Origin of the sequence: Leuconostoc citreum (assembly GCF_004354555.1) — a bacterium.
GTDB classification, from domain to species: Bacteria; Bacillota; Bacilli; order Lactobacillales; family Lactobacillaceae; genus Leuconostoc; species Leuconostoc citreum.
Genome location: NZ_PUFH01000002.1, coordinates 167,130 through 193,228, shown reverse-complemented (window position 1 = coordinate 193,228; position 26,099 = coordinate 167,130). Strand labels below are relative to the sequence as shown.

The following is a 26,099-nucleotide window of genomic DNA, read 5'->3' as shown; positions in this document are numbered from 1 at the left end:
AAAAAGCTAACGCGTAACGTTAGCTTTCAAGTTTTTGTGTTAGTTTCACTTTAACTGTCTTTTTATCATTTTGATGATAGAATGTGATATCAATTGTATCGTTTAGATTGTGTTTATAAAGTTCTTCTCTCAAGTCAGCCTGCCCAGATACTTTTTTACCATCAATAGCTGTGATAACATCATATTTCTTTAGACCCGCACGATCAGCTGGGCCATTAGGCGTGGTACTCATCACCACAACACCGCCAGTAACAGCATCAGGTATTTTGAGCAATGACTTCTGATCATCAACTGTTACGGCAGAAAGTTCAACTAAGCCAATGCCAATAGCTGGTCGCGTAACCTTGCCATCTTTCACTAATTTGTTGACAATATCAACCACTTGATCAGAAGGAATAGCAAACCCCATGCCTTCAACGCTCGTACCTGAGGCTGAAGATGATAGTTTCATCGAGTTGATACCGACAACCTGGCCAGCAAAATTAACTAAAGGACCACCCGAATTTCCTGGGTTAATAGCCGCATCTGTTTGAATAACTGTAGAGCCACCATAATTTTGGCCGTTCTCAGAACTAGCATCAACTAATCTTTTCTTCGCCGAAATGATGCCTTCTGTTACTGATGAAGCATACTGGGATCCCAGCGGTGACCCGATTGCTAAGACCTTTTGCCCCACTTGAATTTGACTAGAATCACCAAAGGCAGCTGTGGTTGTGACATTAGCAGGATCAATTTTGAGTACCGCCAAATCAGTCATGGCATCTTTACCAACCAACGTCGCTTCAACTTTTTTACCATCATGCAACATTACCTGTATTTTTGCTGCGCCGTGTATCACGTGATTATTTGTAACAATATAGGCAGCATCATTGGCCTTTTTATAAATAACGCCGGATCCTTCCGAAGATTCGGAAAATGAATTTTTTCCTGTTTGTGAAAAATTCAACACAGAAACAACCGCATCTGAAATCTTGTTGTACGCAGTTGTTGCCGTAGCGTTAGTTGGTATAGCTGCAGTCTTCTCTGCTTTTGTATTTACTTTTTGCGTTTTCGTCTGGATATCAGATAATTCGCGCTGGCCGTACAAAATTGCACCACCACCAATAACACCAGCTATCGCACCAGTTAATACAATTTTTGCTAAGGATTGTTGTGTCATACTAGTCACCCACTCTTTACTTTAAAATCATTATACTTTGGCCAAATTAACATTATATTAAAGTTCATTCAGACAAATTGTCACCTGTGAACGCATTAATCTTCAAAATAGCATGACGATTTTGCCGTTTCACCTCAAATACCCAAACAGGCAAATAAATATCATACCCATTAACAGATAACGTCTTGTCGTAACCTAAATATCCAGTTGATAAGCGATCACCACGATCAATTTCATTATACCGGTATAATGAAACAATCGCATCTTCTTCAGTCAATGTGGCCCGATCATCACGCAAATCCTGAATATTAGTGAGTTGCCGTTTTATGACAGTATCTGGCTTCCCGTCTTTCCCATATCGAAATGTCATTGTCCCAGCACTATTCATAACGGGTAAATCATTGATTCGTTGAGAATAAATTATAGTTTCGTCAGGCTGTGCTGCACTGAGTATAGCGTTATAATGATAGCCAGAATCATCAGCCACTGCTTTAATTTGTTTAGTGATGGCCTCGTAATCATCGCGATGTATCTCATCATCAGGTTTGAAACGAGCAATCAGTTCATCCCAATTACCACCATTTTTATCCCATGTCAGCGTGCTTGGTAGTTTCCCAATCTCATTTTTATGCGCTTTTTGAACAGCAATATAGCTATTATATTGTACTGAACGGCTAAATGTTGGTAACACAATGTTTTGTTTCTTCATTTCAGCAATAATATCAGCATTGGCATCAGCCACCTGCTCGTTAGTTGTCTGCCCGGCACGCCACCAATTAAACAGAAAAATATCCAATAAAACAAATAAAACTAACATTAATATTTTAATTCGTTTGAATTGCATATTTCCTCCTTATTAATCTTGTTGTGCATTAACATGCTTTTTTGACAAATATGCTGAGACACTTTGCCAGCCAGTCGGTGTTTCTATCATCCATGTGGGCACCATATTCACAGCTGCCTGACTATCTTGATTAATTAACCATTCATAGCCGGGTGTAATGAAATCATAATCAGACGACTTCACACCAGCATCATGTAATTGCTTTAATATTGTTTCCGTACTTGGCAATTGGACATCTGCCTGATTACTAGGAACGGGTACCCCGATTTCATTGAGTGAATAAGTACTTTTTTGATCACCATTTTTGGATAGCTCAATATGAATGGCCCCACTCTGAGACTGAAAATACACCGGGAAACCCTTAACATAGGTTCTAAAGGTAATTTTCTGACCCCCAGCTTGACTTTCATAAAAACGCGTATCCATTAAATTAAGCTGAAGCAAATTAATCTGAGAAAATGCTAGGTTTAGACGATTAACGTATTGTTGTGGCAATTTGTTTTTAGGATTTTTATCTTCAAATGTGACAGTTTCCCAAGACGGATCATATGTTATTTTCTGATTATTCAGCTTATTCGTATAAACTGTCTTGCTGCCTTCTTGGGTAACCGACAGTTGGTTGAGTGTTCCCAGTAAAGCTGAAACATAAGTTTTCGGGTCACGTTGATTAACTAAGTAAGAATAAACCGGTAATTTAAATTGTTTCGGATAAGACAACATCACACGACCTTGATACTTATGAAACTCAACCCCGACATCAGTTGGTAACTTAGCTGCCATTTGCCAGACATCAGGTGTATTTAATTGGCTAATATTAACAGTCGTTACTTCATTTGCATTCGTGTTAATAAAATACCCCTTATTCGACTGATCTAAGGCTAAAACAAAATAATTAAAGTTAAAGGGTTTCCCACTGTTAATTGTTTTACCATATCTTGTATTAAAGTAAGTTACTGGCACAACGTCTGGATACCTTAAAATTTGCGATTTCTTTTGAGATAATATTGTTTGAATAGCATGTGTTGTGCTTTTCTTCGTTTCGGCACCTGAAAATTTAGCTTTTGTAATAGCATCTTCAATCGTTTTGACTTGGGTGTTAGCAGGCGTTAAGGCAATATATTGATTGCCATTAGCTTTAGTAACAATATATTGTGTTGGCCGAAACACTTGTGATTGCTGTTCCGCTTGCTGTTCATTGACACTTTTTAATGGTTCATTTTTGCCAAATGAAATAAAAATAAAGCCTGTCAACACGACTGAAATGATAATAGCAATAACAAGTGAAAAGTCCAACGTGATACTCTGAAAAAAGCGATTTTTATTCCGCATCCCAATCAGCCTCCTGTAGTTCGGCGTCATCGACATAGGCTAGCGAAATATAGAAAGTAGAACCCTGATTTTCAACTGAATCAACCCAAATACGACCATTAAACTTTTCAACAACTTCTTTAGAAATAGCCAAGCCCAATCCAGTCCCACCTTGTGCGCGTGAACGCGATTTATCCACACGGAAAAATCGGTTAAAAATATTATTTAAATCTTTTTTAGGAATCCCCAAACCTTGGTCCGAAATACTCAAAATAGCACGCGTTTTAGTCTTAATTAACCGTGCTGTGATAACGCCACCATCAGGTGAATATTTAACAGCGTTATTCATGATATTATCTAATACCTGTGTAAATTTATCAGGATCTACTTCAACCCAAACATCCTCACTAGTAAATTCACGTTGTATACTGTAATTTTTATTTGGTGTTTCTGTATTCTTGGCATCATTTTCGATAATCATGTCAAAACGATTCAAAACAAAGTTAAATAAACTATTGAGATTGATCACTTCAAGTTTAACTGCCATGGTTCCTTGGTCTAAACGTGACAACTCTAATAAATCGTTAATCATGCGAATCATGCGCTGTGTTTCATTTTGAACCACACCCAGAAAATTATGTGCCATTTCAGGGTCATTAATTGCCCCTTCGGCAAGGGCATCCACATACGATCTAACTGATGTGAGTGGTGTTCGTAACTCATGCGAGACATTGGACACAAACATGCGCCGTTCAGCATCAATACGTTGTTGTTCGGTGATATTGTGCAAAACAACTACTAAGCCAGATATAAACCCAGATTGACGCTTAATCAGCGATACATAAGCTTGCACCAACAAATCTTTACTATCATCAGATAAATCAACACGAAAATCATCTAAGTTCTCTAGCATATCACGTAGCGTTCTTTTGCCCTTTAACTGCAAAAGTTCAATGACGTTCTGGCCAATGGCTGCGTCACGATCAACACCAACAAAATCTGCCGCAGCTTGGTTAATAATTGTTACTTCGCCACGCCGATTAGCTGCTAAAACACCATCAGCCATGTGTGTCAAAACAGAATCCAATCGGTTACGCTCTGCATTCACTGTCTCCGTTGATTCTTCGACACGTGTTGACAACTCATTAACCGACTGTGCTAAATGACCAAGTTCATCAGAACCATAAATATGATTAACCATTGAATAGTCGCCATTAGCAATTTTGGTTGTTTGTTCATCAATCTGCTCAATCGGTCGCGTTAATGTTCGTGCTAAGAACAGTGCTAATGCAATACTGACCATTAGCGCCAGAATACCAGCAATCACAAATAAGCGCATGACACTATCAATGTTTTTATAGACTGGTGCTAAACTTGCTTTAACAACAAGCACACCAACAATGTCTTTTCCTCGTCCGTTATTGGACCCTAATGTCGTTGTTAATAATTCTTTACGTTCGTTATTTTCATTAACTGTACGCGATTTCAAAAAGGACTGTTCGCCTGCAATCGCTTTTTGGGCATTTAAATCAGTTGTTTTCTGACCAATGGTCTGCTGTCCTGAAACGGATAAAGTCCCACGTATCGTCCCCGTTTTATCAATCACTTGCGCTTCTTGTAAGTTGGTATTGTTCAAACTAGACAGAATATCTTGGATCTCGTGGTTACCTTCATTACTGTCTTTTTTCTTTAAAGCTGTGGTGATTTGATCAGTAACATACTTTGGCAAGGCAATTTGCTGTTGAAAAGTTGTTAGGTTTTGGCGCTCTATTTGACGTACAAAAAACGCACCCAAAAGTTCGAGTGCGATAATCATTAACAACACAAAAACAAGTGCTATACGAAAGCGTATGGATTTAAAAAAATTAGTCGTACTATTCATAGTTGCTGACGCATGGCGTCTGTCTCCTTGGTATTGACTTAAAACCTTTTTGATGGTGACTTTAGCAAACCGTTCTATCTTTCACAGGCTAGCTTTTGCTTTTTTATTCAGCGTCGGGCCTTAGATAGTAACCAACACCACGACGTGTAGCCAACCAATTTGGATGACTAGGATTGTCTTCTATTTTTTCACGTAGACGACGAACCGTAACATCAACAGTTCGCACATCGCCAAAATAATCATAGCCCCAGACTTGCTGTAAAAGATGCTCACGGGTCATGACTTGCCCAATATGTTGTGCTAAGTAATAGAGTAATTCAAACTCACGATGAGTTAATTCAATATCTTGGCCTGCCTTAGACACCATATAAGCTTGCGGATGGATAGTTAAATCACCCAGCGCAATGTCTTCATTATGAACAGTTGCCTCTTCACTATGTTGGGAAACGGCCTTACGGCTACGCAAATTAGCCTTAACACGCGCCACTAACTCACGATTAGAAAAAGGTTTTGTAACGTAATCATCAGCACCCATTTCTAAGCCTAAAACTTTATCAATTTCAGAGTCTTTTGCAGTTACCATGATTACTGGTGTTTCTGATTTAGAACGAATTTGTCTCAAGACTTCAACACCATCAATCTCTGGTAACATCTGATCCAGTAACACAAGATCAGGTTTTTCATCGTTAAAAAGTGCTAAAGCTTCTTGACCATCGGCGGCTGTAATTACATCGTAGCCTTCTTTTGTTAAATTAAACTTGATGATATCCGAGATTGGCTTCTCGTCATCCACAACCAAAATTTTACTCATGGACGTTCTCCTCACATGATTCTACTATTTGTCTATCTCTAAGTATATCATTTTTTCACTAGACTGTAATATTTTGCACAAAAAAAGCCGACCAAATCGACCTTTAAAAATTAACATTTATATTTTAATGTGTTCGCCGATGAAAACGTGTCTTAAATAAGGATGAAATCGCTTCGTTATTACTAATACGGCGAATTGCTTCACCAATAAGTTCACCAACCGATACAATCTCTAACTTATCAAATTTCTTGTCATCAGGTAAATTAATTGAATCTGTCAAAATAACTTTAGTGAATACAGAATTCTGCAAACGTTCAACAGCAGGACCTGAGAAAACTGCGTGGGAAGCCACCACGTAAACCTCTTTGGCACCATGCGCCATAATCAACTCGGCTCCTTGCGTGATTGTGCCAGCCGTGTCAATCATATCATCAATCATAATAGCAGTCTTACCAGCAACATCACCTACAATGCTACCGATTTCAGCAACGTTTGGCTTTGGACGGCGCTTATCAATGACTGCTACTGGTGCTTCCAGTTCTAGCATATTATTTAAATTACGTGCACGTGTCATACCACCATGATCTGGCGATACCACTACAGCTTGCTTTTTGTCAGCAATACCTGACTCAATTAAATAATCTGCAAGCAGTGGTGCACCTTGTAAATGATCCATCGGAATATCAAAGAAACCTTGAATTTGGGCCGCGTGTAAATCTAACGCTAATACGCGTGTTGCTCCAGCACGTTCCAACATATTGGCAACTAACTTAGCTGTAATTGGTTCTCTAGAACGTGCCTTACGATCTTGACGTGCATAACCATAATAAGGTAAAACAACATTGATCTGATTCGCCGATGCACGACGCAAGGCATCAACCATAATTAATAATTCCATGAGATTATCATTAACTGGTGACGAAGTGGATTGAATAACAAAGACGTTATCCCCACGAATGCTTTCCTCAATGTTAATCTGTACTTCACCGTCAGCAAAACGTTTGACAGATATTTCACTCAATGGGACACCAACGGCATCGGCAATCTTTTGCGCTAATGGTTCATTTGAGCTTAAAGAAAAAAGTTTCAATTTAGGTTCTGGCATGTCTGGCTCCAAATGTTTTATGTAAATTTCACGTTCATACTCATTTTAACAAAAAAGCTTGTTAAAAGCCACAAGGTCTCTATCTCAACACAATAAAAGAACCTTACAATATATCATATGAGATAAGGCTCTTTGCTGAAAACACTATTTGGTTAGTTCATTTAAGGCTGCCAAAACATTATCATAGTCCGGCTCTTGTGACACTTCAGATACAATTTGCGCATATCGAACAATACCTTGTGCATCTATGATATAAACCGCTCTTGTATCCCAAGCATTAGCTGGCAAATAAAGCTTTGTTGCATAGCCAAATGACTCTTGTTCATCTGACAACATACGCATATTTTTAACACCTTCAGCCGCACACCAATCACGCTGCTCCGCCACAGAATTAGTTGAGATAGTAATAAATTGTACATTTTTAAACTGATCAACTGTTTGATTAAAATGGCGTGTCTGAAGTGAACATGTTCCCGTATTCAAATCAGGCACAACAGAAATCAACGTTACTTGACCTAATAAATCAACTGTTTTAACCTTTTCGCCGTTCTTGTCTTCTAACTTAAAGTGAGGCAATGCCTCTCCGACTGCTAGCGGTTCCCCAACTAGCGCTGTTTCTTCACCGTTAATTAAAACGTTCATTTTGACAACCTCCGTTGTTTATTTTTTACGCTACCGTCATTGTAGCACGAAATGCTCAATTGCCTTCGCCACTCCCGACGCGTTGTTTGTCGCTGTTTCAAAATCAGCTATTTGCTTAATATCAGGAATTGCATTACCCATGGCAACCCCAATACCAGCCTGTTCAATCATGCTATAATCATTTGCTTGATCACCAATCGCCATCGTCTCCGATGGCTTGACTGCTAACTTTTTTGCTAACGCAAGAAGCGCATTACCCTTTGACGCTTGGCGATCAATGAATTCTAAATTATTAGCTGTTGATCGAATAACATTGACATTCTGACTAATGTCATCGGGAACAGCCGCTTGCACAAGATCGAGTTTAGATTCTTCATCGTTGGCAATCGCCTTAATAAACTCGACTTTTTCCAATTCAGCCTCCGAATCCAAAACAAATAGTGGCAAATTAACCAAACTATTCTCAAAACTAGCCCAAGGGTGAATTTTATGGTGTGTTGTGTAAGCAGCATCATGTGTTTCAACTTGCACATACGTATCTTTGGAAACCATAAAGTCATTGATTTTCTTAAATTCGGCCACAGACAAAGGCTGCCTGAATAACGTCTTCTTGCCATCGGCGGTCTGAACTAACCCACCATTATAAGTTATAACGTATTGGTTGTCACCAGCAATACCTAATTCTGCTAAAATACCTTTGACGCCTGGTAATGGTCTTCCTGTCGTAATCACAATCTTGACATCTTGTGCTAACGCATGTTTAATTGCTTGTTTGACTTCTGGCGTCACTTCACGTTGGTCATTTAACAGTGTCCCGTCAATATCAATTGAAACGATTTTAATTTCTGACATGTCCCATATATTTCATAAGCTGCTCATGAAAGTGCAGATTATTAGTTCCCTTTCAATTTAAATGATGACAACACGTTCACGCATTGTGTTGCCATGTTAATTTAAATAATTGACTCTATTATAGCAAAAATACGCCACGATTTATAATAACTATCGTGTGCGCTTTTCTCGCAACATTTGTACAGCTAAACCCGTAAATAGCATACTAGTTAAAGTCACAAGCAACAGTAACAAGGCCGCACCAACATTACCAATCAGTACTGAAGCACTAACTATACCAGACGACAAGATAAATCCGATTGGACGGATGGCCGAACTAAATCCACTGTAAACGCCTATTTTTTCTTGATTCATCATTTCAGCGCGCAGTGATTGACTGGCTGGTGTCACAATCATTTCGCCAATTGTTAAAATAATAGCTAGTACTAACAATGGCCAAAAATCCGTGAGTAAAAATGTGATAGCAAAACCAATGCCTTGTATCGCTGTGCCAACTAAACTCGACTTCAAATCCGACCATCTAGCAAATAACTTCGTCATGAAGCCCATGAGTAAGACAATCATCAATGTGTTGGTAATGGTGATAACTGACAACATACGTTGCCCAAATATCTGCACCCCAAACATTGATGTGGTATGAAAAGATTGCGCCAGGTGTGCTGCCAAATAGTAATCTGGCGAAGAAAAGATAACTGCAATACCTATGCCGGCAACCATAAATTTTACATAACGTCTGTCCAACAAGACAATACGATAATTTTTAATCACGGCCCAAACGGACCGTCCTTGTTTTTGTCGTCGTTCAACTGGCAGTGTTTCTGTAATCCAAAATAAAACAATTAACAAACTAATTAGCGCGCCTAATGCTGTTCCAATGAGTAATTCAAAACGTGCTGTCTTAAAGAACCAACCACCTAATGATGCACCGATCATGATTGATAAATTGATAACCCAGTAAATCATTGCGTAAATAAATTTACGATTTTGAACTGTTGACACATCAATCATCATGGCTTCTTCTGCTGGCGATGCAAAACTAAGACCAACTGATGCTAGTAAAAAACCAATAAATGTCACATAGGGATTGACATAGTATGGTGAATTCATCACTGCCGCAACAACGTACCCAACCACCATTAAAGCAATTCCTGTTAACATCACACGCTTACGCCCCCATGAGTCGGACAAATGACCACCATAAAGACCTGCTATAAAACCAGCGACTTGCACTGATACTAACAAAAATCCCGTGACCAGAGCACCCATATATTCGACATAATAAATTGTCATATTTGGTCCAACGGATGACCCAATTGCAACCGTTATAAACATCATCAAAATACGCAACTGAATATTACGATCTAACTTGAAAAAATCTGACATAAGACCTCCAAAATAAAAAGCATACAAAAGTTGTATGATTTTAAAAATGATACTTTTTTAAAACAGTAACGTCGCCGCCTTAGAAATTAAATTGGCTTCCGTTAGCTGATGATTGTTTTGCATGACTTGAAGAGCATCTGCCAATGACAACCAATCAGCAGCAATAACTTCCGCTGCTTGTAGTCGGATAGGCATTGTCTCGCTATCTATTTTTATAGCGTACCAATCTTCAATCCAACTGCTTAATCGACGCGTCAATAGGAATCGTAACTGGTGAGCTGGTACACAAATATTCATTTCTTCTGACAACTCTCTCACTAGGGCCTGCTGACTCGTTTCCCCGACTAAAGCTGAACCCCCAATTTCAGCTGTCCATAGACCTGGTCGACTCATCTTATGAAATGACCTTTGCTGCAATAAAACCTGTCCAGCAAGATTAAAAATAATGCCATTGGTCACTAAATGATACTCCCCAACATTGAGTTGCTCGTCACGTCGATGTGAGCGCCCCGTCTTTTGTTTATCGGCTGTGTAGACATCCCATAGCTCATCTAGTTTATCAGCACGCTCATCAACCATGTGCTGGCAATAAAACGTCAGCTAATGCTTCTCGCGTCGTGACAATACTATCTGGTTGTGCTGCTTCTAACGTTGCGAGATGATGTGAACCCCATGTCACAGCGATAGTTTTCATGTGTGCCGCATGACCAGCGTCAATATCAAAAGTAGCATCACCAATCATAACGGCTTGATTGGCAAGCAACTGGTGCTCTGATAAAGCCTGTAATAAGCCTTCAGGATTTGGTTTAAAGGCAACCACACGATCAGAACCATAAATATCAGTAAAATACTGATCACAAGATATCAACTTTAAATTCCGCTTTGCAACAGCTGACTTTTTACTAGTCATAATAAAGAGAGCTATGCCTTGTTGCACCAATTGTTGTAATAATTCTGGGATTCCTGAATAGGCTTTAATATTTTTTTCAGATTCATTATTTTGGTAAGCCTGACGAAATAGCTGGAATAGTTTTTTTAGTTTTTCTTCACTAAGTTGTCGTTCTGATAATTTTGGAAAAGAGGTTTCAATAGGCACACCTTGATAATTGATAATATCTTGAGCCACTGGTATAGGTAAACCAACCGATTCAAATGCTTGTTGCGTGGCTAACACAGAGAGCTTCTCTGTGTTTGCAATCGTACCATCAAAGTCAAAAAAAACAGCCTTCAGTGCTTGGTTTTTCATCATTTCAGCACCTCATTAAGTAGGTCAAAATGCCTACCGATATCATGCACACGATGTGCATCTGAACCGTAAATTATCGGTATCCCCATATCCTGAGCAGCAGTGATAATATCATTATCCGGGTAAGCCTCACCATTTTCCGGTTCACTTAAACCAGCTGCATTAAATTCTAATTGGTAGTCTCTTGCCTGTATCATTTGTAAAATATCTCCAATTTGGCGGTAAATTTCATCTGAATAGTCTGGCAGATTGAGTACCTTTTGAAACTTTTTTACTAAACCTAAATGTCCAATTCTAACAGGCACATCAAGACCAATTACTGCTTCAACACTTTGCGCGACAGTTTGGAAATAACGTTGGTAAAATTTTTGGGGATCAGCCAACAGGTTTGAGAAATGTGCTGACACATATTCCGCTGTATAGTCAATTGGACGCAATTCGCCTACGTCATCTGGTATAAAATGAACAGCAAGCACAATTTCATCGAGCCATGTTTGATTATCACGCAAAAAGCGACGCATATTCACTTCATTATTAGCTAAATAATCAACTTCAAATCCCTTTGTGATTGTAATCTGTTGCTTATATTTTTTTATTAAACGTGCCGTTTCACGTTTAACCTGAACAATGTCTTCATCAGTGACAACGGCATAATCACCTGGCAATGACAGTCCCGATAATAACGGTGCATGCTCGGTAATTGTATAGGTTTCAAATCCTAACGTCATTGCACGCTCAATATAAGCATCAAAAACTTCATCAGAATTTTGATGTGAAAACGGTGTATGTGTATGGCCGTCTTTTTTTGGTAACATCATTGCACAAACCTCTTCATTCTTTCCGTATCATTAACTATTATTGTACAGATAAGTTAAAAAAAAAGCGAACCAGAATATATCTGATTCGCTTAATGATTTAATGATTTAAAGAGTTGACTTAATCGTGATTAACATGGTTAATCACTTCAAAGCTGACCAATTCCAATCAGTAAATTCTTCGATATCGCGACCTTCGTTACGAGTAACTTCGAAATGCTTTGCCAAAGTAGCATCCATCTTTTCGATAAATGTATCAGCAGCTGCTTGATCAATTGTGCCATTAGCTGACAAAATTTCGGCAGCTTCCTTAGCTTGGTGGAAACGATCCAACTTTGAGTAAACACGCATGTCATAAGTTGTTGTGATGTCACCATCTTCACGGTAACCATGAACATAAACATCACCCTTGAACTTACGTTCGAAGAAGAATGATTCAATCAAATCTTCGTAAGCGTGGAAACCAAAGATAACAGGCTTATCAGCTTGGAAGAACTTGTTGAATTCTGCGTCAGATAATTCACGTTCATCATTCATGTGAGATTCTGACTTCTTTTGCAAACGAAGTAATTCAACAACGTTAACATAACGGAACTTTACTTCTGGGAAGGCTTGGTTAATCAACCACAAGGCAGCAAGTGTCTCGATTGTTGGTTCTGTACCAGATGATGCGAATGTAATATCAACATCACCAGATGGTGCAGTAGAAGCCCAATCAATAATCTTCAAACCTTCATTAGCTAATTCATCAGCTTCATCAGCAGTAAACCATTGTTGACGTGGTTGCTTAGAAGCAATAATCAAGTTAACCTTGTGACGTTCTGAGAACGCACGATCTTGAACAGCCAACAATGAGTTACCATCTGCAGGCAAGTATTCACGAATGAAGTTAGACTTCTTTTCAGCCAAATGAGTCAACATACCTGGATCTTGGTGTGTGTAACCATTGTGATCTTGTTGGAACGCAGTTGACGTTGCAATCAAGTTCAATGATGGATAATCATTACGCCATGCTTGTTCTGAGGCGTGACGCAACCACTTGAAGTGTTGTGTAACCATTGTATCCACAACACGCAAGAATGACTCGTATGAAGCAAAGATACCAACGCGGCCAGTCAATGTATAGCCTTCAAGCCAACCTTCAGCTTGGTGCTCTGACAATTGCGAGTCAATGATACGACCTTCTGGGCCAACATATTGATCATTTGGTTCCTTAACTTCTTCCATCCATTGACGGTTAGTTGTGTTAAAGAGACTCCACAAACGGTTTGACATTGTTTCATCAGGTCCAAAGACACGGAATGATGTTGGGTTCAACTTAGCAACTTCTTCCAAGTAGTTTGAAAGTGTTGTCATATCCATGTTTTGAGTAACCTTTGGCAACTCGTGTCCACGATTCTCATTTGTAATGTCATTTGTGAATTGACGCCAATCTGGCAATGTCAAATCAGTCGCTTCTTCACCACGACGACGTCCGCCGTTAGCGATTGGGTTAGCTGACATACGCTTGTCACCCTTAGGTGCAATAGCTTTCAATTCATCTTTTAATGAACCATCAGCATTGAACAATTCTTCTGGCTTGTATGAATTCATCCAGTCTTCGAATTGTGACAATGTTTCTAACTTATTTTGTGCCAAAGGCAATGGCACTTGGTGAGCACGGAATGAATTTTCGATAGGGTTACCATCTTCATCATGTGTTGGTCCACCCCAACCCTTTGGCAAGCGTGCAATAATTACAGGCCATGCTGGGATTGTACCATCTTCGTACTTACCGTTTTCACGCGCATCCTTTTGGATAGCTTGAATATCTTCAATAGCTTGATCCAAAACCTTAGCAGCCAATTCGTGATAAGCTGCATAGTCATGGATGTCATCATTTTCGATAAAGCGAGGTGAGTAACCCAAACCTTCAAAGAACTTTGTGATTTCTTCATCACTCATACGTGAGAAGATTGTTGGGTTAGAAATCTTAAATCCGTTCAAATCCAAGATTGGCAAAACAGCACCATCATTCTTAGCATTCAAGAACTTTGTTGAGTGCCATGATGTCATTGATGGGCCTGTTTCGGCTTCACCATCACCAACAACAGCAAAAGCAATTTGATCAGGATTGTCCAAAACAGCACCAAAGGCGTGTGACAATGAATAACCCAATTCACCACCTTCATGTAATGAACCTGGTGTTTGTGCTGTCATGTGTGATCCGATTCCGCCAGGGAATGAGAAACGCTTGAACAAGCGGCTCATACCTTCCAAATCTTGAGTGATTTCTGGGTAATCTTCAGTATATTCGCCATCCAAGTAGGCATTAGTAACCATTACTTGGCCACCGTGTCCTGGTCCACCGATGTAGAACATGTTCAAGTCATACTTGTTAATCAAACGGTTTGCGTGTGCATACAAGAATGTTTGACCTGAAATAGTTCCCCAGTGACCGATAGGCTTAACTTTAACGTCTTCGGCTTGGATTGGTGTGTTAGTAACTGAGAACAATGGGTTGCTCTTCAAGAAGATCATCCCTGCTGACAAATAGTTAGTTGCACGCCACCACTTATCAACGAGTTCCAAGTACTCTTTTGAATCGAAATCTGCCATGAGATTAAGTACTCCTTATTTTTTGAGAGAATCGTAAACCACGAATCTTTCTCCGTTATTTACTTCTCAAGTATAACCGATTTTAAGGATTTATTCAAGATAAAAACATTATTGGTTGATTTTGTTTTTTATTTTGGTTGGCGCAGTAACATAATTGGTACGGTCCAATACAATAAAAATAGTTAAGTTTTTTATTCGGAATCAATACTAACAAAGGCGTTATATCTTAAATATTTATAGTGTAGTCGCATACTGGAAAATTCCAACGGTGTCCCGTCATCCATGAAAAATATACCTTCCATAATCCCAACTGGTTCACGATCTGACAGTTCCAATAATTGTTGGTCTTCTGGGTTTGAAGGTTCAGCCATGATTGTCATAAAGGATTTGGTTACCGTTCGGTTTTTAGTATTTTCGACATACTCATAAACCGAACCTGAAACAATCTCTCGATTTAAGCCCGGTAATACATTAATCGGGACATAGCCCCTTTCAATCATAAACGGCACCCCCTCTAATCGTCGCAAACGTTTGATTTCATAAACAAAGTCACCTTCACTCAAAAATAACGCTTGTTGCTGTTCGGGTGTTGCTGGAATAACACGAAAATCTAATAATTCGATACTTGGTGCTTTCCCATCGACCCGAAACGAATCAGAGACACCTAAATTAGAGCCTTCATGTTGAAATAAAGCATTATTTTTAAGATAGAGCGGATTGACGAAAGTGCCACTGCCACGCTTTTTAAAAATAACCCCTTGTTGTACAAGAACATTCAAGGCACGCTTAATTGATGAGCGTGAGACATGATAATTTTCGGCCAAAGAACGTTCGTCTGGTAACTTTAGATTAGGAAAATCACCATTATATATTTTTTGTTTTAAGTCCGCTTGCACGGTTACATATATAGCTTCTGACATCATGCCAAATAGTATATCATGAATTGGTTGGACCGCGCTACTTTTTGGTTGTGCCAATTTGTGGTAAACTGTCATTATTATGGCAAAAAAGAAAATCAAAAAAACATTACCTGAGCAGATTATGGATAAGCACGATGTGGCATACGAAGGCTTTGAATTTAATATTCTAGACAAAACTGAAGCCCAACGGGATGCTCTATTAGAAAAATTCAATGTCAAACACGCAGACATCTATAAAACGTTAGCGGCTACTGGTGATAAGACTGGTCCAGTGGTAGCAATTATTCCCATTACACAACACCTCGCCATGAAAAAATTAGCACACGTTTCTGACAATAAGAAAGTTACCATGTTGTCTTTGAAAGAACTGCAAAAAACTACCGGATACGTTCATGGCGCTAATAACCCAGTGGGTATTTGGCAAAATAAACATTTCCCCATTTTTATCGATAGTACTGCTGAAACTGCCCCTTATTTTCTGGTCAGCGCTGGTGAACTTGGCCGTTCTGATAAAGTTAAACCAAAAGATATCGCAACACTAGTCGGTGCCACATTTGCTGACTTGCTGGATAAATAAAATAATAAAAAAAAGGGACGGCCAATATATGGTCGTCCTTTTTTACCACCCTGGGTTACCATTTGGTCCAGCATTTGGATCGTCGCGAAACAACGGCGCCATCGGACTAAATTTGAATGTTGGTTTATTAAACATCAGCGTTGCAGTGCCTCGCGCACCAGCACGATTCTTTTCCAAAATGATTTCAATTGGAACAGCCTCATCATCATTACGCTGATCCCCACTACCGTCTTCATCTGTCCCATCGTTACGATAATAATCATCACGATATAAAAAGGCAACAATATCTGCATCCTGTTCAATCGAACCAGATTCTCGCAAATCTGATAACACTGGCCGCTTATCAGTCCGTTGTTCAACGCCTCGGCTAAGCTGTGCTAAGGCTAAAATTGGCGTATGCAATTCCTTCGCTAATTTCTTAATGGCACGTGATATTTCCGACACAGCTTGCTGTCTGCTTTCTGTGTTATTCGATTCAATCAAACCCAGATAATCAATAATGACCATACCAATTGGGTGAGGATTGTTAATTCTGTCTTCTTGCGTCATATCATTGAGCAAGTCTTTTTCTAACTTACGTAGTTTGGCACTAATTTGATTAATTTTAATACCTGGTGTATCATCCATGTAAATTTGCATGTTAGCCAAGGATTGCATGGCTAATGTTAGTGATTGCCAATCATCTTGGGACATTTGCCCAGTCGTTAGGTGAGCCGAATCAATTGCCCCTTCGGCCGCAACCAATCGTGTCACTAGGTCAACTGCACCCATTTCCAAACTGAAAACAACCACAGGCACTTGTTCTGCTTTAGCAACGTTCTTTGCAATATTTAACACAAATGCAGTCTTTCCGACTGCTGGTCGAGCCCCTAAAACAACCATTTGATCTTCTCGAAAGCCGTGCGTCAAATTATCTAACTCCGGATACCCTGTGGCTAACCCAACAATATCATTGTCGTTTTCAACAGCGTTATCTAAGTTCTCTTGAAATTCACGCAAGACATCTTTAATTTTTTGAAAATCTTCGTCACCACGATTTTCCGCCAATGTATCTAAATTACGGTTAAGTATATCTAAGATATCTTCACTCGGTTCAGCAGCATCATATGCCAAAGACATGCTACGTGTTAATGTTTCAATAATACGACGTAAAACGGATTTTTCGCGGACAATATTTGCATAATGCTTTAAATTGGCTGAAGACGCCGATGACTCAGATATTTCGGCCAAATATGTCATGCCACCAACATTTTCAAGTTGTTGCATGCTATTAAGCTTGTCTTGCAACGTCAACATATCAATAGGGCGCTGTTCATCGACTAACTGCTGCATCGCTTTGAAAATTGTTTGATGCGCTTGACGATAAAAGTCCGCAGGTTCCAAAATCGCCTGAGCTTCTACCATGGCACTATCTGATCTCACATCGAAAAAAATGGCCCCGAGCACCGCACGTTCCGCATCCACATCTTGTGGTACTTGCCGATACTCGTATGATCCCGGATTGTCCATATTATCCCTCGCTGACGTGTACACGCAAATTGGCTACAACATCACGATGCAACTTAACTGGAACATTCGTATATCCCAATGCATGTATGGGTTGATTCAACAATAATTTGCGCTTATCCAGCTTAATTTGTTTTTGTGCTGCTAATGCGGCAACAATTTGCTTAGTTGAAATAGCACCAAACAAACGTCCGTCGGCACCGGACTTCCCCTTAACTTCTACAACAAATTTTTCATCTGCCATTTTAGCCTTTAGTTGTTCGGCTTCGGCTAAGGCTTCAGCTGCTGCCTTTTCCTCTGCTTTTTGACGCCCTTTAACAGCACCTAAATTTTTACCTGTTGCTGGTTCGGCTTTTTTATTTTTAATCAAAAAATTGTTGGCGTAACCATCCGGTACTTCTTTAATTTCACCTTTTTTGCCACGACCTTTAACATCTTCTAAAAATACAACTTTCATCTTGAATCTCCTTCTATTTGTATGCACTAGCTGACAGCGTATTCCCCAATTACTGTGCTTCAATGGCTGCTTGTAAGACTTCTTTTAACTGCTTTGTCACTGCTTCTGGTGTCTCACCTGAAATTTGTGTTGCCGCATTGGATAAGTGGCCCCCACCACCCATTGCTTCCATAATACGTTGCACATTGCGTTGTCCTGTTGAACGCGCCGAAATACCGACACGACCATCCGCACGCTTTGTCACAACATAAGAAGCTTCTACACTGCTGATTTGTAATAATTCATCTGCTGCTTGTGCTGTAATCAAACCCGAATAGGTTTGATTACTTTCTCCTGTCACAATAGCATTACCTGAATCCACCACTGCCAAATTAATGAGATGCGTACGTGATTTAAAATCAGTTAGGTTTTCTTTCATAAACGATTGAATCAAATTACTATCTGCTCCATTGGCTCTAAGATAACTTGCCGCATCAAATGTACGTGAACCAGTTCGCAAGGTAAAGTTTTTCGTGTCAATTTGAATGCCACCAAGCATAGCGGTCGCTTCTAATTTTGTAATCGGCGCATGGCTCTGATCTTGATACTGTAACATTTCTACAACTAACTCAGAGGTTGACGATGCATAGGGCTCAACATAAGTCAACAAAGGTTTTTGGTCCAACCCTTGTTCTGCTAAACGGTGGTGATCAATCACTACCACTCGGTTGGCTAACCTATCGAGCAAATGTGGTGCACTAGTAATTGCCGATTGTGCATGGTCAATTAATATCAGCAATGTGTTCTCACGCACTAGCTTTAAGGCACGTGTTTCATCAACAATCGAATCATTAATATTGGAACCTGGTGCGACAATGTCAGGTGTATTTTTTCTAATTTCTGCCAATAATAATTTAATATCACTATATACCGTTTTTTGGTCAATAATAACGAATGCTGGCTTATTTTTAGTTTGTGCCATACGCCAGATACCTAATCCGGCACCAATAGCATCTAAATCTGGTGTTGCATGGCCAACAATCATAATGTTATCAGATTGTTCCATTAATTCAGCGACAGTTTGTGAAATCATACGTGCGCGGACACGTGTCCGCTTTTCCATTGGGTTTGTTGCACCACCATAAAAGCGAGCAGCTGATTGATTAGACTTGACAACAACCTGGTCACCACCACGACCTAATGCTAAATCTAAGTTGGTTTGTGCCATTTTAGCTAGTTGAATAATATCCTGCTCACCATAAGCAACACCCATGGATAACGTCACCGGTGAATTTTGTTGTGCTGTGGCCTCTCGGATTGCTTTTAGTACTGAAAACTTATCTTTTTCTGCTTCTTGTAACGCAGTTTTATAGCCAAACATGACATAATGAACTGTATTTAGCCTTCTTAAATAAATATGATGCGTGGTTGCCCAATCAGATAATGCGCCTGTGACATAAGTTCGAAGTGTAGAAGTTTCTGATTCACTCATGCCTTCTGTAACTTCTTCATAGTTATCAACAGAAATTAAACCACTAAATAATTGATGATTATCATATTCTGTGGCAATAGCAGCATACTCACTAATATCCATCATATAAATGACGCGCAAATTTTGCTGTACATAAAGCGAGAACTGTTTATCTTGCCATGTAATTGTATTCGTTTCTTTTGCATCAGAGTAGTTTTTGACATCAGCAGCGAGATTGCCATCTAAATCGGATAGCGATAATCCTAAAACATCACGCTTACCAATATAACCTTGCATGTAAGGATTAATCCAATCTATTTTTTCAGTATCATTTAGCAATATAATACCAATAGGCATCCGAATCAAAGCTTCTTGTTCACTACGAGAAATGCGATAGCCTAATCCTGAAAGGTATTCCTGTGCATTCTCACTAACCTCTTTCAGCGCCTGACCAGAATAAATCAAACCAATAATTACAACAATCAACCAAATCAATCCAAAAACCCAATTGACAAGTACCGCAAAAAAAGCACTCAATAGGCTGACTAACAACAGTAATAATGCTACAGTCCCTAATTTTGTACTTTGAAAAAATATTGGTAATGTTTTAAAATTAAACAGCTTTTTCACAAGTAACCTCAATATTCCCCATGTTTACTTTTTGACTATTTTTTGTCAAAAAAATCATATACCCTATTTTACCACAGTTCGCTTTTTTCAAAATAAACAAAAAAGCCCAGGTTAAATACCTGAGCTTTCTAAAGCAGAATAATATTAATTAGTCTTCTGTAACGAATGGCAACAAAGCCATGATACGCGCACGCTTGATAGCTGTTGTTACCTTGCGTTGGTTCTTAGCTGATGTACCTGTTACACGACGTGGCAAAATCTTACCGCGTTCTGAAATAAAGCGTTCCAACAATTCTGTGTTCTTGTAGTCAATAAATTCAATATGATTGGCTGCAATGTAGTCGACCTTACGGCGACGACGTGGGCCGCCTTGTGGACGACGTGAACGTTGTGGACGTTCTGAGTTTTGTGGACGTGAGTTTTGTTCTGACATGATTGAAGCTCCTTTCCTAATAATTTAAATATTTTTAAAATGGTAAATCATCATCTGATATATCAATTTCTGTTTTGCCACTAGCCGCAAATGGGTTAGGTGCTTCACTTGTTGCAGTTGATTTTTGGGTGTTTTGATTTGCACCAGCAAAAGGATCAACAGCATTAAAGTTATTATTACTTTCACTACCACCAAAATGATTATCATTTGAAGGTGTTGTTGCTGACGTACCATTTTGGGCACGACGCTTATCGCTTTCAGCACGTGATTCAAGTAATGAGAAATTATCGACAACAACCTCGGTAACGTATACACGCTGGCCTTGATTATTTTCATAATTTCTTGTCTGCAAACGACCCTCGACAGCGACTAAAGCGCCCTTACCAGTGAAATTTGCAAAATTTTCCGCTGCTTTTCGCCAGATAACGGCGTTAATAAAGTCAGCTTCACGTTCACCAGATTGATTAGTGAACTGGCGATTTACCGCCAAGCTAAACGTGCCGACCGCTGTACCCGATTGCGTATAGCGTAATTCCACATCCCGGGTCAATCGCCCAATCAATACTACTCGATTAATCATATTAAAGCTCCTTCACCAGTGGAATTTCAGAATTATTCTGCGTCGCGCTTAACAATCATATGACGTAAGATATCTTGTGAAATCTTTGCCAAACGATCAAATTCGTTGATTGCAGCATCGTCTTCAGCAGTGAAATTGATGACGTGGTATACGCCTTCGCGGTAACCAGCAATTTCGTATGCAAAACGACGTGTTGCCCAATCAGCAGACTTAGTAATTGTTGCGCCGTTGTTAGTCAAGATACCATCAAAACGCTCTACAAGCGCTTTCTTTGCATCCGCTTCCATATCAGGGCGAACGATGTAAGTCATTTCGTATGATGTAGCCATGTTTTATTTCCTCCTTTTGGTCTCTGGCAGCCTTGGCTGCAAGGAGTGTTTGCACTTTTGTGCATTCACAATTATTAATGATACTACAAAACAAGGGTAAATTTCAAGTACTTATCAGAATTTTCCAGCCGGTCACTATATTATACGTTCCTCCGAAAGAAAAAACTAAAATTCTGTCGTAAAATTAATTTCCTCTAGCCCCTCTTCAACCATTGCAATAAATTCATCATCAGCCAATCGTTGTAAAATATCACGATCACTGTTGGCCGACATCCCCGCTAAAATGTTGCTAACCACTGTTTCCCACATGGCATCTGCTTCTTTTGTCATTTTCACAGTACCATAGCGTGCCCGTGGTGTTCTATTATTATTTTGTGCTACTTGGAAATCATACGCTGAGGCCAGAACGCGTGCCACACTTTGTGCGCTTAGTTTGTCTTCTAGGGCTTGTCTAAATTCAGGTAACTGCATGCGTTTTCTCTCAATGTCATTATTTGCTTAATTATCTCAAATTATAGGAACGTTTGTTCGCTTTGTCAAGTTGTTGTTTCTGCTAGCTCATATAAGGCTTGTGCAAAAATAGCTTGCGCGCGAGAAATATTAGACAGCAATACATATTCATCTGGCTGATGACTCATCACTGGCAAGTTGGGAAATTGCCCCCCAAAGGCTACGCCACGTTTTAATAAACGGGCATATGAACCACCATTTGATATTTTATACGTTTTATCTGTGTTTGTCTGTTGCGCGTATATATTTTGTAATTTAGTCACAATGACATCATTTAAATCGACCATATGTGGTTGACTACCAAATTGTACTTCTTTAAAAATTTTAGCTTTTAACGGACCGACATGACGTTGAATTTGAGTTAGAATTGTCGTTTCGCTCATGCCAACTGGATACCTAAATTGAATTCTAATGTAGCCTTCCTGCCCCTGACGATAAACTGTTTGCCCTACATTCATCGTTAAATCGCCCATAATTTGATCATGGTAAGCTAAACCGATGTTTGCTGCAAAGACATCACGATGATACACATCGCCTAATTGGTGGAGTAAAGCTTGTGCTTGGTGTTGGAAGGCGTAATGACTTAGAAAATGCGCTAAATAAGTGCCTGCATTCAATCCGTCTTCAGGATAAGCACCATGTACTGATTTGCCATACAAAGTCAGATGAATTTCACCGTCATCATATTGACCAATACCACTAATTAATGGTTCTGCGGTCAAGTATTGCTCGTATTGTTTTAAAAACAAATTAATATCCTGATTATCTGACAATTTAACAATTGCCGTGGCTTTGCCGGGAACAACATTGTCACGCGTTCCCGCTTGAAAAGCCAGTAATTCAAATTCGCGATAATCAAAAGTATCGCCTACGAAACGCATGGTAATTGTCTGGACTCCTTTTTCACCTGGGACTACAGGAAAGGTTCCATCAGGTGAAAAACCAAGTGTTGGCTCACCAAAATCTTTTAAATAGGCTTGCATGTCGCGCCAATCAGATTCTTCATCACTACCGAAAATTAAGCGAATTTTTCTTTTGGGTACAAAGCCCTGATCCTTTAACTGCTTTAAGGCATAATAGCTCGCAATTAAATCTGCCTTCATATCATATACCCCGCGGCCATAAAGACGATCATCAACAATTTTAGGACTAAAAGGCATCGTAACCCGCCATGCTGCTGCATTACCGGGAACAACATCAACATGAGATAAAACGCCCACAGTCTCTGGCACATCATCTGGTCCGTAATCAACTGTCACAACCATGTTGTCTGCAACACGTTCTACCTTAAAGCCATCACGCGTTGCTATATCAACTAAAAATTGTAACGCCGTATCAATCCCAATGCCAAAAGGCCTTTGAAAAGTAGCTGTTTGCGGATCTAAGACAGACGGTATTGCTAAAAACTGCAATAAATCCACTAATAATTTATCTTGATATTTCTGTGCTGTTAGTTGCCATTTGTTCGTAGTCAGCATCACATTACTTAGCCTCTCTGTTATTTAAATGGATTATATATGCGCCCATGATTGACCACTAGTAACCAAACACCGATTATAATGACGATACCAGACCCAAAAATGATGGCGCCATCTCTTTTAGATAGTGATTGTTCTTGGTACCAAGATCTTTTACTTTCACGTCCAAACCGACGCAATTCCATAGCTTGACTAATCGTTTCAATCCGATTAAGGCTTGTAAAAACAAGTGGTAAGATGATTTGCACTGCGCCCTTTGAGCGTGCTAATAAGGGTGCCTTAGTAGATATTTCATAGCCTCTCGCCTGCTGAGCTAAACTAATAGTACGATAATCACTTTGCACATCGGGAATATAACGTAAAGTGATTGCAAAAGCATAAGAAACTTTATAAGGCACGCCTATTTTATTCAATCCGGCTGCAAATTCACTGGGATTAGTCGTAAATAATAAGACAATGGCCAAGGGCAATGAAAAGAAATATTTAAGTAATAAATTAAACTCATAGAACAATTGCTCTTGTGTTATCGTCCAATAACCGTTACCAAACAAGACATGACGTGTCCCATATAATGACACACCATATTGCGGTGCCAAAACGGTTACCATCACAAGGTTAATCACTGCAAAAAAAAGTACCAGTTTAAGCATCAAAGCATATTCGTGATATTTAATATGTGCTGTTTGCATTAAAATAACTGCCATGATACTTAAAAATAGTAAAAAACGCGTATCATAGGACAACATGCCCATCGTTGTTAACGCCAGAAAACCAATTAATTTTGCTGTCCCAGTTGTTTGGTTGAGCCAAGTATCTCTTTTTTTATAACCAAATAAATTATTCATCGTTCTCCTGTAGCATTTTCATATACAATCGCGGCATTCAACATCTCTGGGTGATCAATTTGCAATCGTGTTGCGAGTTGATAAATACTCGTCGTACGTAAACTGGCCGCTTTAACAAGTGCTTCATTAGCAAGCAATTCAGCTGGTGTCGTATCAGCCAATAACTGCCCGTCAACAATCACTAACGTCCGAGTTACAAAGTTTGCTAACAAATGCATGTCGTGGGTAATAATGATGATAGTTGTCTGTGATTGCTGATTGATTTTTGTCAAAAACTTTAGTAGTTCACCCGTGTGTGTGGCATCTTGACCGGCTGTCGGTTCATCTAAAATTAAAATTTCTGGTTGCAACACAAGCACTGCCGCAATTGTCAAACGTTTTTTCTGGCCAAAACTCAGTGCGGCAATCGGCCAGTGACGCATGCCGTCTAAATCAACTAAACTGAGTACTTCACGGACACGTGTTTCTATTTCAACAGATGAGACATGTCTTAAAATCAAGCCACTGGCAACTTCATCATAAACTGTTGCTTTCGTAATCATATGATTGGGGTTTTGTAAGACATAGCCAATGTGATCTGCGCGCTCTTTGATTGATTGCTGCAAAACTGATTGCCCATCTAACAAAATATCCCCCGAATCAGGCATTAAAAAGCCCGTTAGCAGGTGCGAAAGCGTTGTTTTCCCCGATCCATTTTTGCCAACAATACTCAGTATTTCGCCTTGACGAATGCTAGTATTTAGCCCCTCAAATAAGGCTTCGTGCGTATCGTAACCAAAATTCAAATTCTGAACGACTAACTTTTCAGGTAAGACTGGCTGCCGTTTCACAGGCACTTTCAGTTGTTCAATAGCATGTTTTTGGTCATCAACGGAGACTAATTGAACATCTGCTACGTGGTCTAGTTTTGCTACTTCGATACCCGAACGACGTAATAACTGTACAAACAGCGGCTCGTCAAGCCCGTTTTCTGGCAATATACCGGCCTGAATAATGGCAGTTGGCGTATCGTCGGCTACGATATGACCATCAGACATCACAATGATCCGATCGACATCTGCACGCAACACTTCTTCAATACGATGTTCAATAATCACAACTGTTAAATCACGCTCAGCTTGTAAACGATTAATCATATCCATAGCAGCATTACCTGCTGCAGGATCTAAACTAGCTAACGGTTCATCAAACAATAATAATCGCCCATCATCAACTAAAACACCCGCCATAGCAGTTCGTTGTTTTTGACCACCAGACAACATTTGTGGCGCTAATTCTAACCGTTCACTCAAGCCAAAACGTTGCGCCCATTTTGCTACTTTAGCCTTAATTTTTGATACTGGTTGATCATCATTTTCTAGAGCAAAAGCAATATCTTCTGCCACAGTTAAACCAACGAACTGGGCATCCGAATCCTGTAGTACTGTGCCAGCCTGTAAAGATAACTCGAAGAGCGACTGTGATAGAATATCTCGACCGCGGAGTTTTAGTGTGCCAGTCACATCCCCAGCATAGGCTTCGGGTATCAAACCATTTAATAGTCGTAATAAGGTTGTTTTACCTGAGCCCGAAGCACCAGCAATTAATACTTTCTCACCAGGAAAAATCTGAAAATTAATATCGTGTAACGTGGGTTCGGCTTGTGCATGATATTTAAATGTGACATGCTGAAAATCGATAAGCGGCGTTGCCATAATGTATCCTTTATTGTTTAGTATGTACACAAGCTATTGCGCTTG

25 protein-coding genes are annotated in these 26,099 nt (G+C 39.6%); 1 reads left to right on the top strand and 24 read right to left on the bottom strand.

The genetic code is table 11. From position 1 onward, the window contains the following. Positions 1–19: 19 nt before the first annotated feature. From C5L21_RS01435 to C5L21_RS01370, 14 genes are all read right to left on the bottom strand, one after another. Entirely contained in the window at positions 20–1,159 is a 1,140-nt protein-coding gene (locus C5L21_RS01435) for a S1C family serine protease (RefSeq protein ID WP_004899538.1), read from the bottom strand. A gap of 64 nt (positions 1,160–1,223) precedes the next feature. Beyond that, entirely contained in the window at positions 1,224–2,003 is a 780-nt protein-coding gene (gene yycI, locus C5L21_RS01430) for a two-component system regulatory protein YycI (RefSeq protein WP_085699337.1), read from the bottom strand. Positions 2,004–2,015: 12 nt separating this feature from the next. Next, a complete protein-coding gene (locus C5L21_RS01425) occupies positions 2,016–3,332 on the bottom strand; it encodes a regulatory protein (RefSeq protein ID WP_004904471.1) in 1,317 nt (438 codons plus the stop codon). Continuing rightward, on the bottom strand, positions 3,322–5,193 hold the full coding sequence (gene walK / locus C5L21_RS01420; protein ID WP_004899542.1) for a cell wall metabolism sensor histidine kinase WalK: 1,872 nt from the start codon (positions 5,191–5,193) through the stop codon (positions 3,322–3,324). The genes C5L21_RS01425 and walK overlap by 11 nt, the downstream gene beginning before the upstream one ends. 103 nt (positions 5,194–5,296) lie before the next feature. Next, positions 5,297–6,004 carry a response regulator YycF gene (gene yycF, locus C5L21_RS01415; RefSeq protein WP_004899544.1) on the bottom strand — a complete coding sequence of 236 codons (708 nt, stop codon included), beginning with the start codon at positions 6,002–6,004 and terminating at the stop codon, positions 5,297–5,299. 124 nt (positions 6,005–6,128) lie between these two features. Then, entirely contained in the window at positions 6,129–7,109 is a 981-nt protein-coding gene (locus C5L21_RS01410; protein WP_004899545.1) for a ribose-phosphate diphosphokinase, read from the bottom strand. Positions 7,110–7,253: 144 nt separating this feature from the next. After that, positions 7,254–7,751 carry a thiol peroxidase gene (locus C5L21_RS01405; protein ID WP_004904476.1) on the bottom strand — a complete coding sequence of 166 codons (498 nt, stop codon included), beginning with the start codon at positions 7,749–7,751 and terminating at the stop codon, positions 7,254–7,256. Between the two features lie 36 nt (positions 7,752–7,787). Continuing rightward, entirely contained in the window at positions 7,788–8,603 is an 816-nt protein-coding gene (locus C5L21_RS01400) for a Cof-type HAD-IIB family hydrolase (RefSeq protein ID WP_004899548.1), read from the bottom strand. A gap of 150 nt (positions 8,604–8,753) precedes the next feature. Beyond that, a complete protein-coding gene (locus C5L21_RS01395) occupies positions 8,754–9,986 on the bottom strand; it encodes an MDR family MFS transporter (RefSeq protein WP_085699341.1) in 1,233 nt (410 codons plus the stop codon). A 57-nt stretch (positions 9,987–10,043) separates the two neighbouring features. Further along, positions 10,044–10,565 carry an NUDIX hydrolase gene (locus C5L21_RS01390; protein ID WP_085699343.1) on the bottom strand — a complete coding sequence of 174 codons (522 nt, stop codon included), beginning with the start codon at positions 10,563–10,565 and terminating at the stop codon, positions 10,044–10,046. After that, on the bottom strand, positions 10,558–11,235 hold the full coding sequence (locus C5L21_RS01385) for an HAD family hydrolase (RefSeq protein WP_004908465.1): 678 nt from the start codon (positions 11,233–11,235) through the stop codon (positions 10,558–10,560). Before C5L21_RS01385 ends, C5L21_RS01390 begins: the two co-directional genes overlap by 8 nt. Further along, positions 11,232–12,050, bottom strand: coding sequence for a histidinol-phosphatase HisJ (gene hisJ / locus C5L21_RS01380; protein ID WP_085699345.1), 819 nt, complete (start codon positions 12,048–12,050; stop codon positions 11,232–11,234). Before hisJ ends, C5L21_RS01385 begins: the two co-directional genes overlap by 4 nt. Before the next feature lie 141 nt (positions 12,051–12,191). After that, on the bottom strand, positions 12,192–14,645 hold the full coding sequence (locus C5L21_RS01375; protein ID WP_004904494.1) for a phosphoketolase family protein: 2,454 nt from the start codon (positions 14,643–14,645) through the stop codon (positions 12,192–12,194). Positions 14,646–14,836: 191 nt separating this feature from the next. After that, entirely contained in the window at positions 14,837–15,565 is a 729-nt protein-coding gene (locus C5L21_RS01370; RefSeq protein ID WP_036058318.1) for a GntR family transcriptional regulator, read from the bottom strand. Positions 15,566–15,644: 79 nt separating this feature from the next. Between C5L21_RS01370 and C5L21_RS01365 the strand changes: the two genes are divergently transcribed. Then, positions 15,645–16,142, top strand: coding sequence for an aminoacyl-tRNA deacylase (locus tag C5L21_RS01365; protein ID WP_133285987.1), 498 nt, complete (start codon positions 15,645–15,647; stop codon positions 16,140–16,142). Positions 16,143–16,184: 42 nt separating this feature from the next. Here the strand turns inward: C5L21_RS01365 and dnaB are convergent, their stop codons facing one another. The 10 genes from dnaB to C5L21_RS01315 form a co-directional block, all read right to left on the bottom strand. Then, entirely contained in the window at positions 16,185–17,651 is a 1,467-nt protein-coding gene (gene dnaB, locus C5L21_RS01360; RefSeq protein ID WP_004899562.1) for a replicative DNA helicase, read from the bottom strand. A 1-nt stretch (position 17,652) separates the two neighbouring features. Continuing rightward, complete coding sequence (gene rplI / locus C5L21_RS01355; RefSeq protein ID WP_004899563.1) at positions 17,653–18,105, bottom strand: 50S ribosomal protein L9; 453 nt, start codon at positions 18,103–18,105, stop codon at positions 17,653–17,655. A gap of 49 nt (positions 18,106–18,154) precedes the next feature. After that, a complete protein-coding gene (locus C5L21_RS01350) occupies positions 18,155–20,185 on the bottom strand; it encodes a DHH family phosphoesterase (RefSeq protein WP_085699346.1) in 2,031 nt (676 codons plus the stop codon). A gap of 148 nt (positions 20,186–20,333) precedes the next feature. Beyond that, on the bottom strand, positions 20,334–20,618 hold the full coding sequence (gene rpsR / locus C5L21_RS01345) for a 30S ribosomal protein S18 (RefSeq protein ID WP_004904499.1): 285 nt from the start codon (positions 20,616–20,618) through the stop codon (positions 20,334–20,336). 34 nt (positions 20,619–20,652) lie between these two features. Next, positions 20,653–21,198 carry a single-stranded DNA-binding protein gene (gene ssb, locus C5L21_RS01340; protein ID WP_004899568.1) on the bottom strand — a complete coding sequence of 182 codons (546 nt, stop codon included), beginning with the start codon at positions 21,196–21,198 and terminating at the stop codon, positions 20,653–20,655. A 32-nt stretch (positions 21,199–21,230) separates the two neighbouring features. Beyond that, positions 21,231–21,527: a 30S ribosomal protein S6 gene (gene rpsF, locus C5L21_RS01335; RefSeq protein WP_004899569.1), complete on the bottom strand. Its 297-nt coding sequence runs from the start codon at positions 21,525–21,527 to the stop codon at positions 21,231–21,233. Positions 21,528–21,692: 165 nt separating this feature from the next. After that, a complete protein-coding gene (locus tag C5L21_RS01330) occupies positions 21,693–21,998 on the bottom strand; it encodes a hypothetical protein (RefSeq protein ID WP_004899571.1) in 306 nt (101 codons plus the stop codon). Positions 21,999–22,063: 65 nt separating this feature from the next. Beyond that, positions 22,064–23,515 (bottom strand): dipeptidase PepV, encoded by a 1,452-nt coding sequence (gene pepV / locus C5L21_RS01325; protein ID WP_004899573.1) that lies wholly within the window; start codon positions 23,513–23,515, stop codon positions 22,064–22,066. A gap of 20 nt (positions 23,516–23,535) precedes the next feature. Then, the gene (locus tag C5L21_RS01320; protein WP_085699348.1) at positions 23,536–24,360 is read right to left on the bottom strand and encodes an energy-coupling factor transporter transmembrane component T family protein; all 825 of its coding nucleotides are present in this window, start codon (positions 24,358–24,360) and stop codon (positions 23,536–23,538) included. Continuing rightward, the gene (locus C5L21_RS01315) at positions 24,357–26,054 is read right to left on the bottom strand and encodes an ABC transporter ATP-binding protein (protein ID WP_085699350.1); all 1,698 of its coding nucleotides are present in this window, start codon (positions 26,052–26,054) and stop codon (positions 24,357–24,359) included. Before C5L21_RS01315 ends, C5L21_RS01320 begins: the two co-directional genes overlap by 4 nt. Positions 26,055–26,099 lie beyond the last annotated feature (45 nt).

Excerpts from the sequence above, each read along its gene's own strand:
- C5L21_RS01425 (WP_004904471.1), bottom strand. The coding sequence starts at position 3,332 with ATGCGGAATAAAAATCGCTTTTTTCAGAGTATCACGTTGGACTTTTCA.
- C5L21_RS01330 (WP_004899571.1), bottom strand. The coding sequence starts at position 21,998 with ATGCAGTTACCTGAATTTAGACAAGCCCTAGAAGACAAACTAAGCGCA.
- C5L21_RS01320 (WP_085699348.1), bottom strand. The coding sequence starts at position 24,360 with ATGAATAATTTATTTGGTTATAAAAAAAGAGATACTTGGCTCAACCAA.
- C5L21_RS01410 (WP_004899545.1), bottom strand. The coding sequence starts at position 7,109 with ATGCCAGAACCTAAATTGAAACTTTTTTCTTTAAGCTCAAATGAACCA.
- C5L21_RS01315 (WP_085699350.1), bottom strand. The coding sequence starts at position 26,054 with ATGGCAACGCCGCTTATCGATTTTCAGCATGTCACATTTAAATATCAT.
- ssb (WP_004899568.1), bottom strand. The coding sequence starts at position 21,198 with ATGATTAATCGAGTAGTATTGATTGGGCGATTGACCCGGGATGTGGAA.
- rpsR (WP_004904499.1), bottom strand. The coding sequence starts at position 20,618 with ATGTCAGAACAAAACTCACGTCCACAAAACTCAGAACGTCCACAACGT.
- C5L21_RS01375 (WP_004904494.1), bottom strand. The coding sequence starts at position 14,645 with ATGGCAGATTTCGATTCAAAAGAGTACTTGGAACTCGTTGATAAGTGG.
- C5L21_RS01395 (WP_085699341.1), bottom strand. The coding sequence starts at position 9,986 with ATGTCAGATTTTTTCAAGTTAGATCGTAATATTCAGTTGCGTATTTTG.
- dnaB (WP_004899562.1), bottom strand. The coding sequence starts at position 17,651 with ATGGACAATCCGGGATCATACGAGTATCGGCAAGTACCACAAGATGTG.
- C5L21_RS01405 (WP_004904476.1), bottom strand. The coding sequence starts at position 7,751 with ATGAACGTTTTAATTAACGGTGAAGAAACAGCGCTAGTTGGGGAACCG.
- yycI (WP_085699337.1), bottom strand. The coding sequence starts at position 2,003 with ATGCAATTCAAACGAATTAAAATATTAATGTTAGTTTTATTTGTTTTA.
- walK (WP_004899542.1), bottom strand. The coding sequence starts at position 5,193 with ATGAATAGTACGACTAATTTTTTTAAATCCATACGCTTTCGTATAGCA.
- C5L21_RS01365 (WP_133285987.1), top strand. The coding sequence starts at position 15,645 with ATGGCAAAAAAGAAAATCAAAAAAACATTACCTGAGCAGATTATGGAT.
- yycF (WP_004899544.1), bottom strand. The coding sequence starts at position 6,004 with ATGAGTAAAATTTTGGTTGTGGATGACGAGAAGCCAATCTCGGATATC.
- C5L21_RS01400 (WP_004899548.1), bottom strand. The coding sequence starts at position 8,603 with ATGTCAGAAATTAAAATCGTTTCAATTGATATTGACGGGACACTGTTA.
- rpsF (WP_004899569.1), bottom strand. The coding sequence starts at position 21,527 with ATGGCTACATCATACGAAATGACTTACATCGTTCGCCCTGATATGGAA.
- hisJ (WP_085699345.1), bottom strand. The coding sequence starts at position 12,050 with ATGATGTTACCAAAAAAAGACGGCCATACACATACACCGTTTTCACAT.
- pepV (WP_004899573.1), bottom strand. The coding sequence starts at position 23,515 with ATGCTGACTACGAACAAATGGCAACTAACAGCACAGAAATATCAAGAT.
- C5L21_RS01435 (WP_004899538.1), bottom strand. The coding sequence starts at position 1,159 with ATGACACAACAATCCTTAGCAAAAATTGTATTAACTGGTGCGATAGCT.
- C5L21_RS01390 (WP_085699343.1), bottom strand. The coding sequence starts at position 10,565 with ATGGTTGATGAGCGTGCTGATAAACTAGATGAGCTATGGGATGTCTAC.
- rplI (WP_004899563.1), bottom strand. The coding sequence starts at position 18,105 with ATGAAAGTTGTATTTTTAGAAGATGTTAAAGGTCGTGGCAAAAAAGGT.
- C5L21_RS01385 (WP_004908465.1), bottom strand. The coding sequence starts at position 11,235 with ATGATGAAAAACCAAGCACTGAAGGCTGTTTTTTTTGACTTTGATGGT.
- C5L21_RS01370 (WP_036058318.1), bottom strand. The coding sequence starts at position 15,565 with ATGTCAGAAGCTATATATGTAACCGTGCAAGCGGACTTAAAACAAAAA.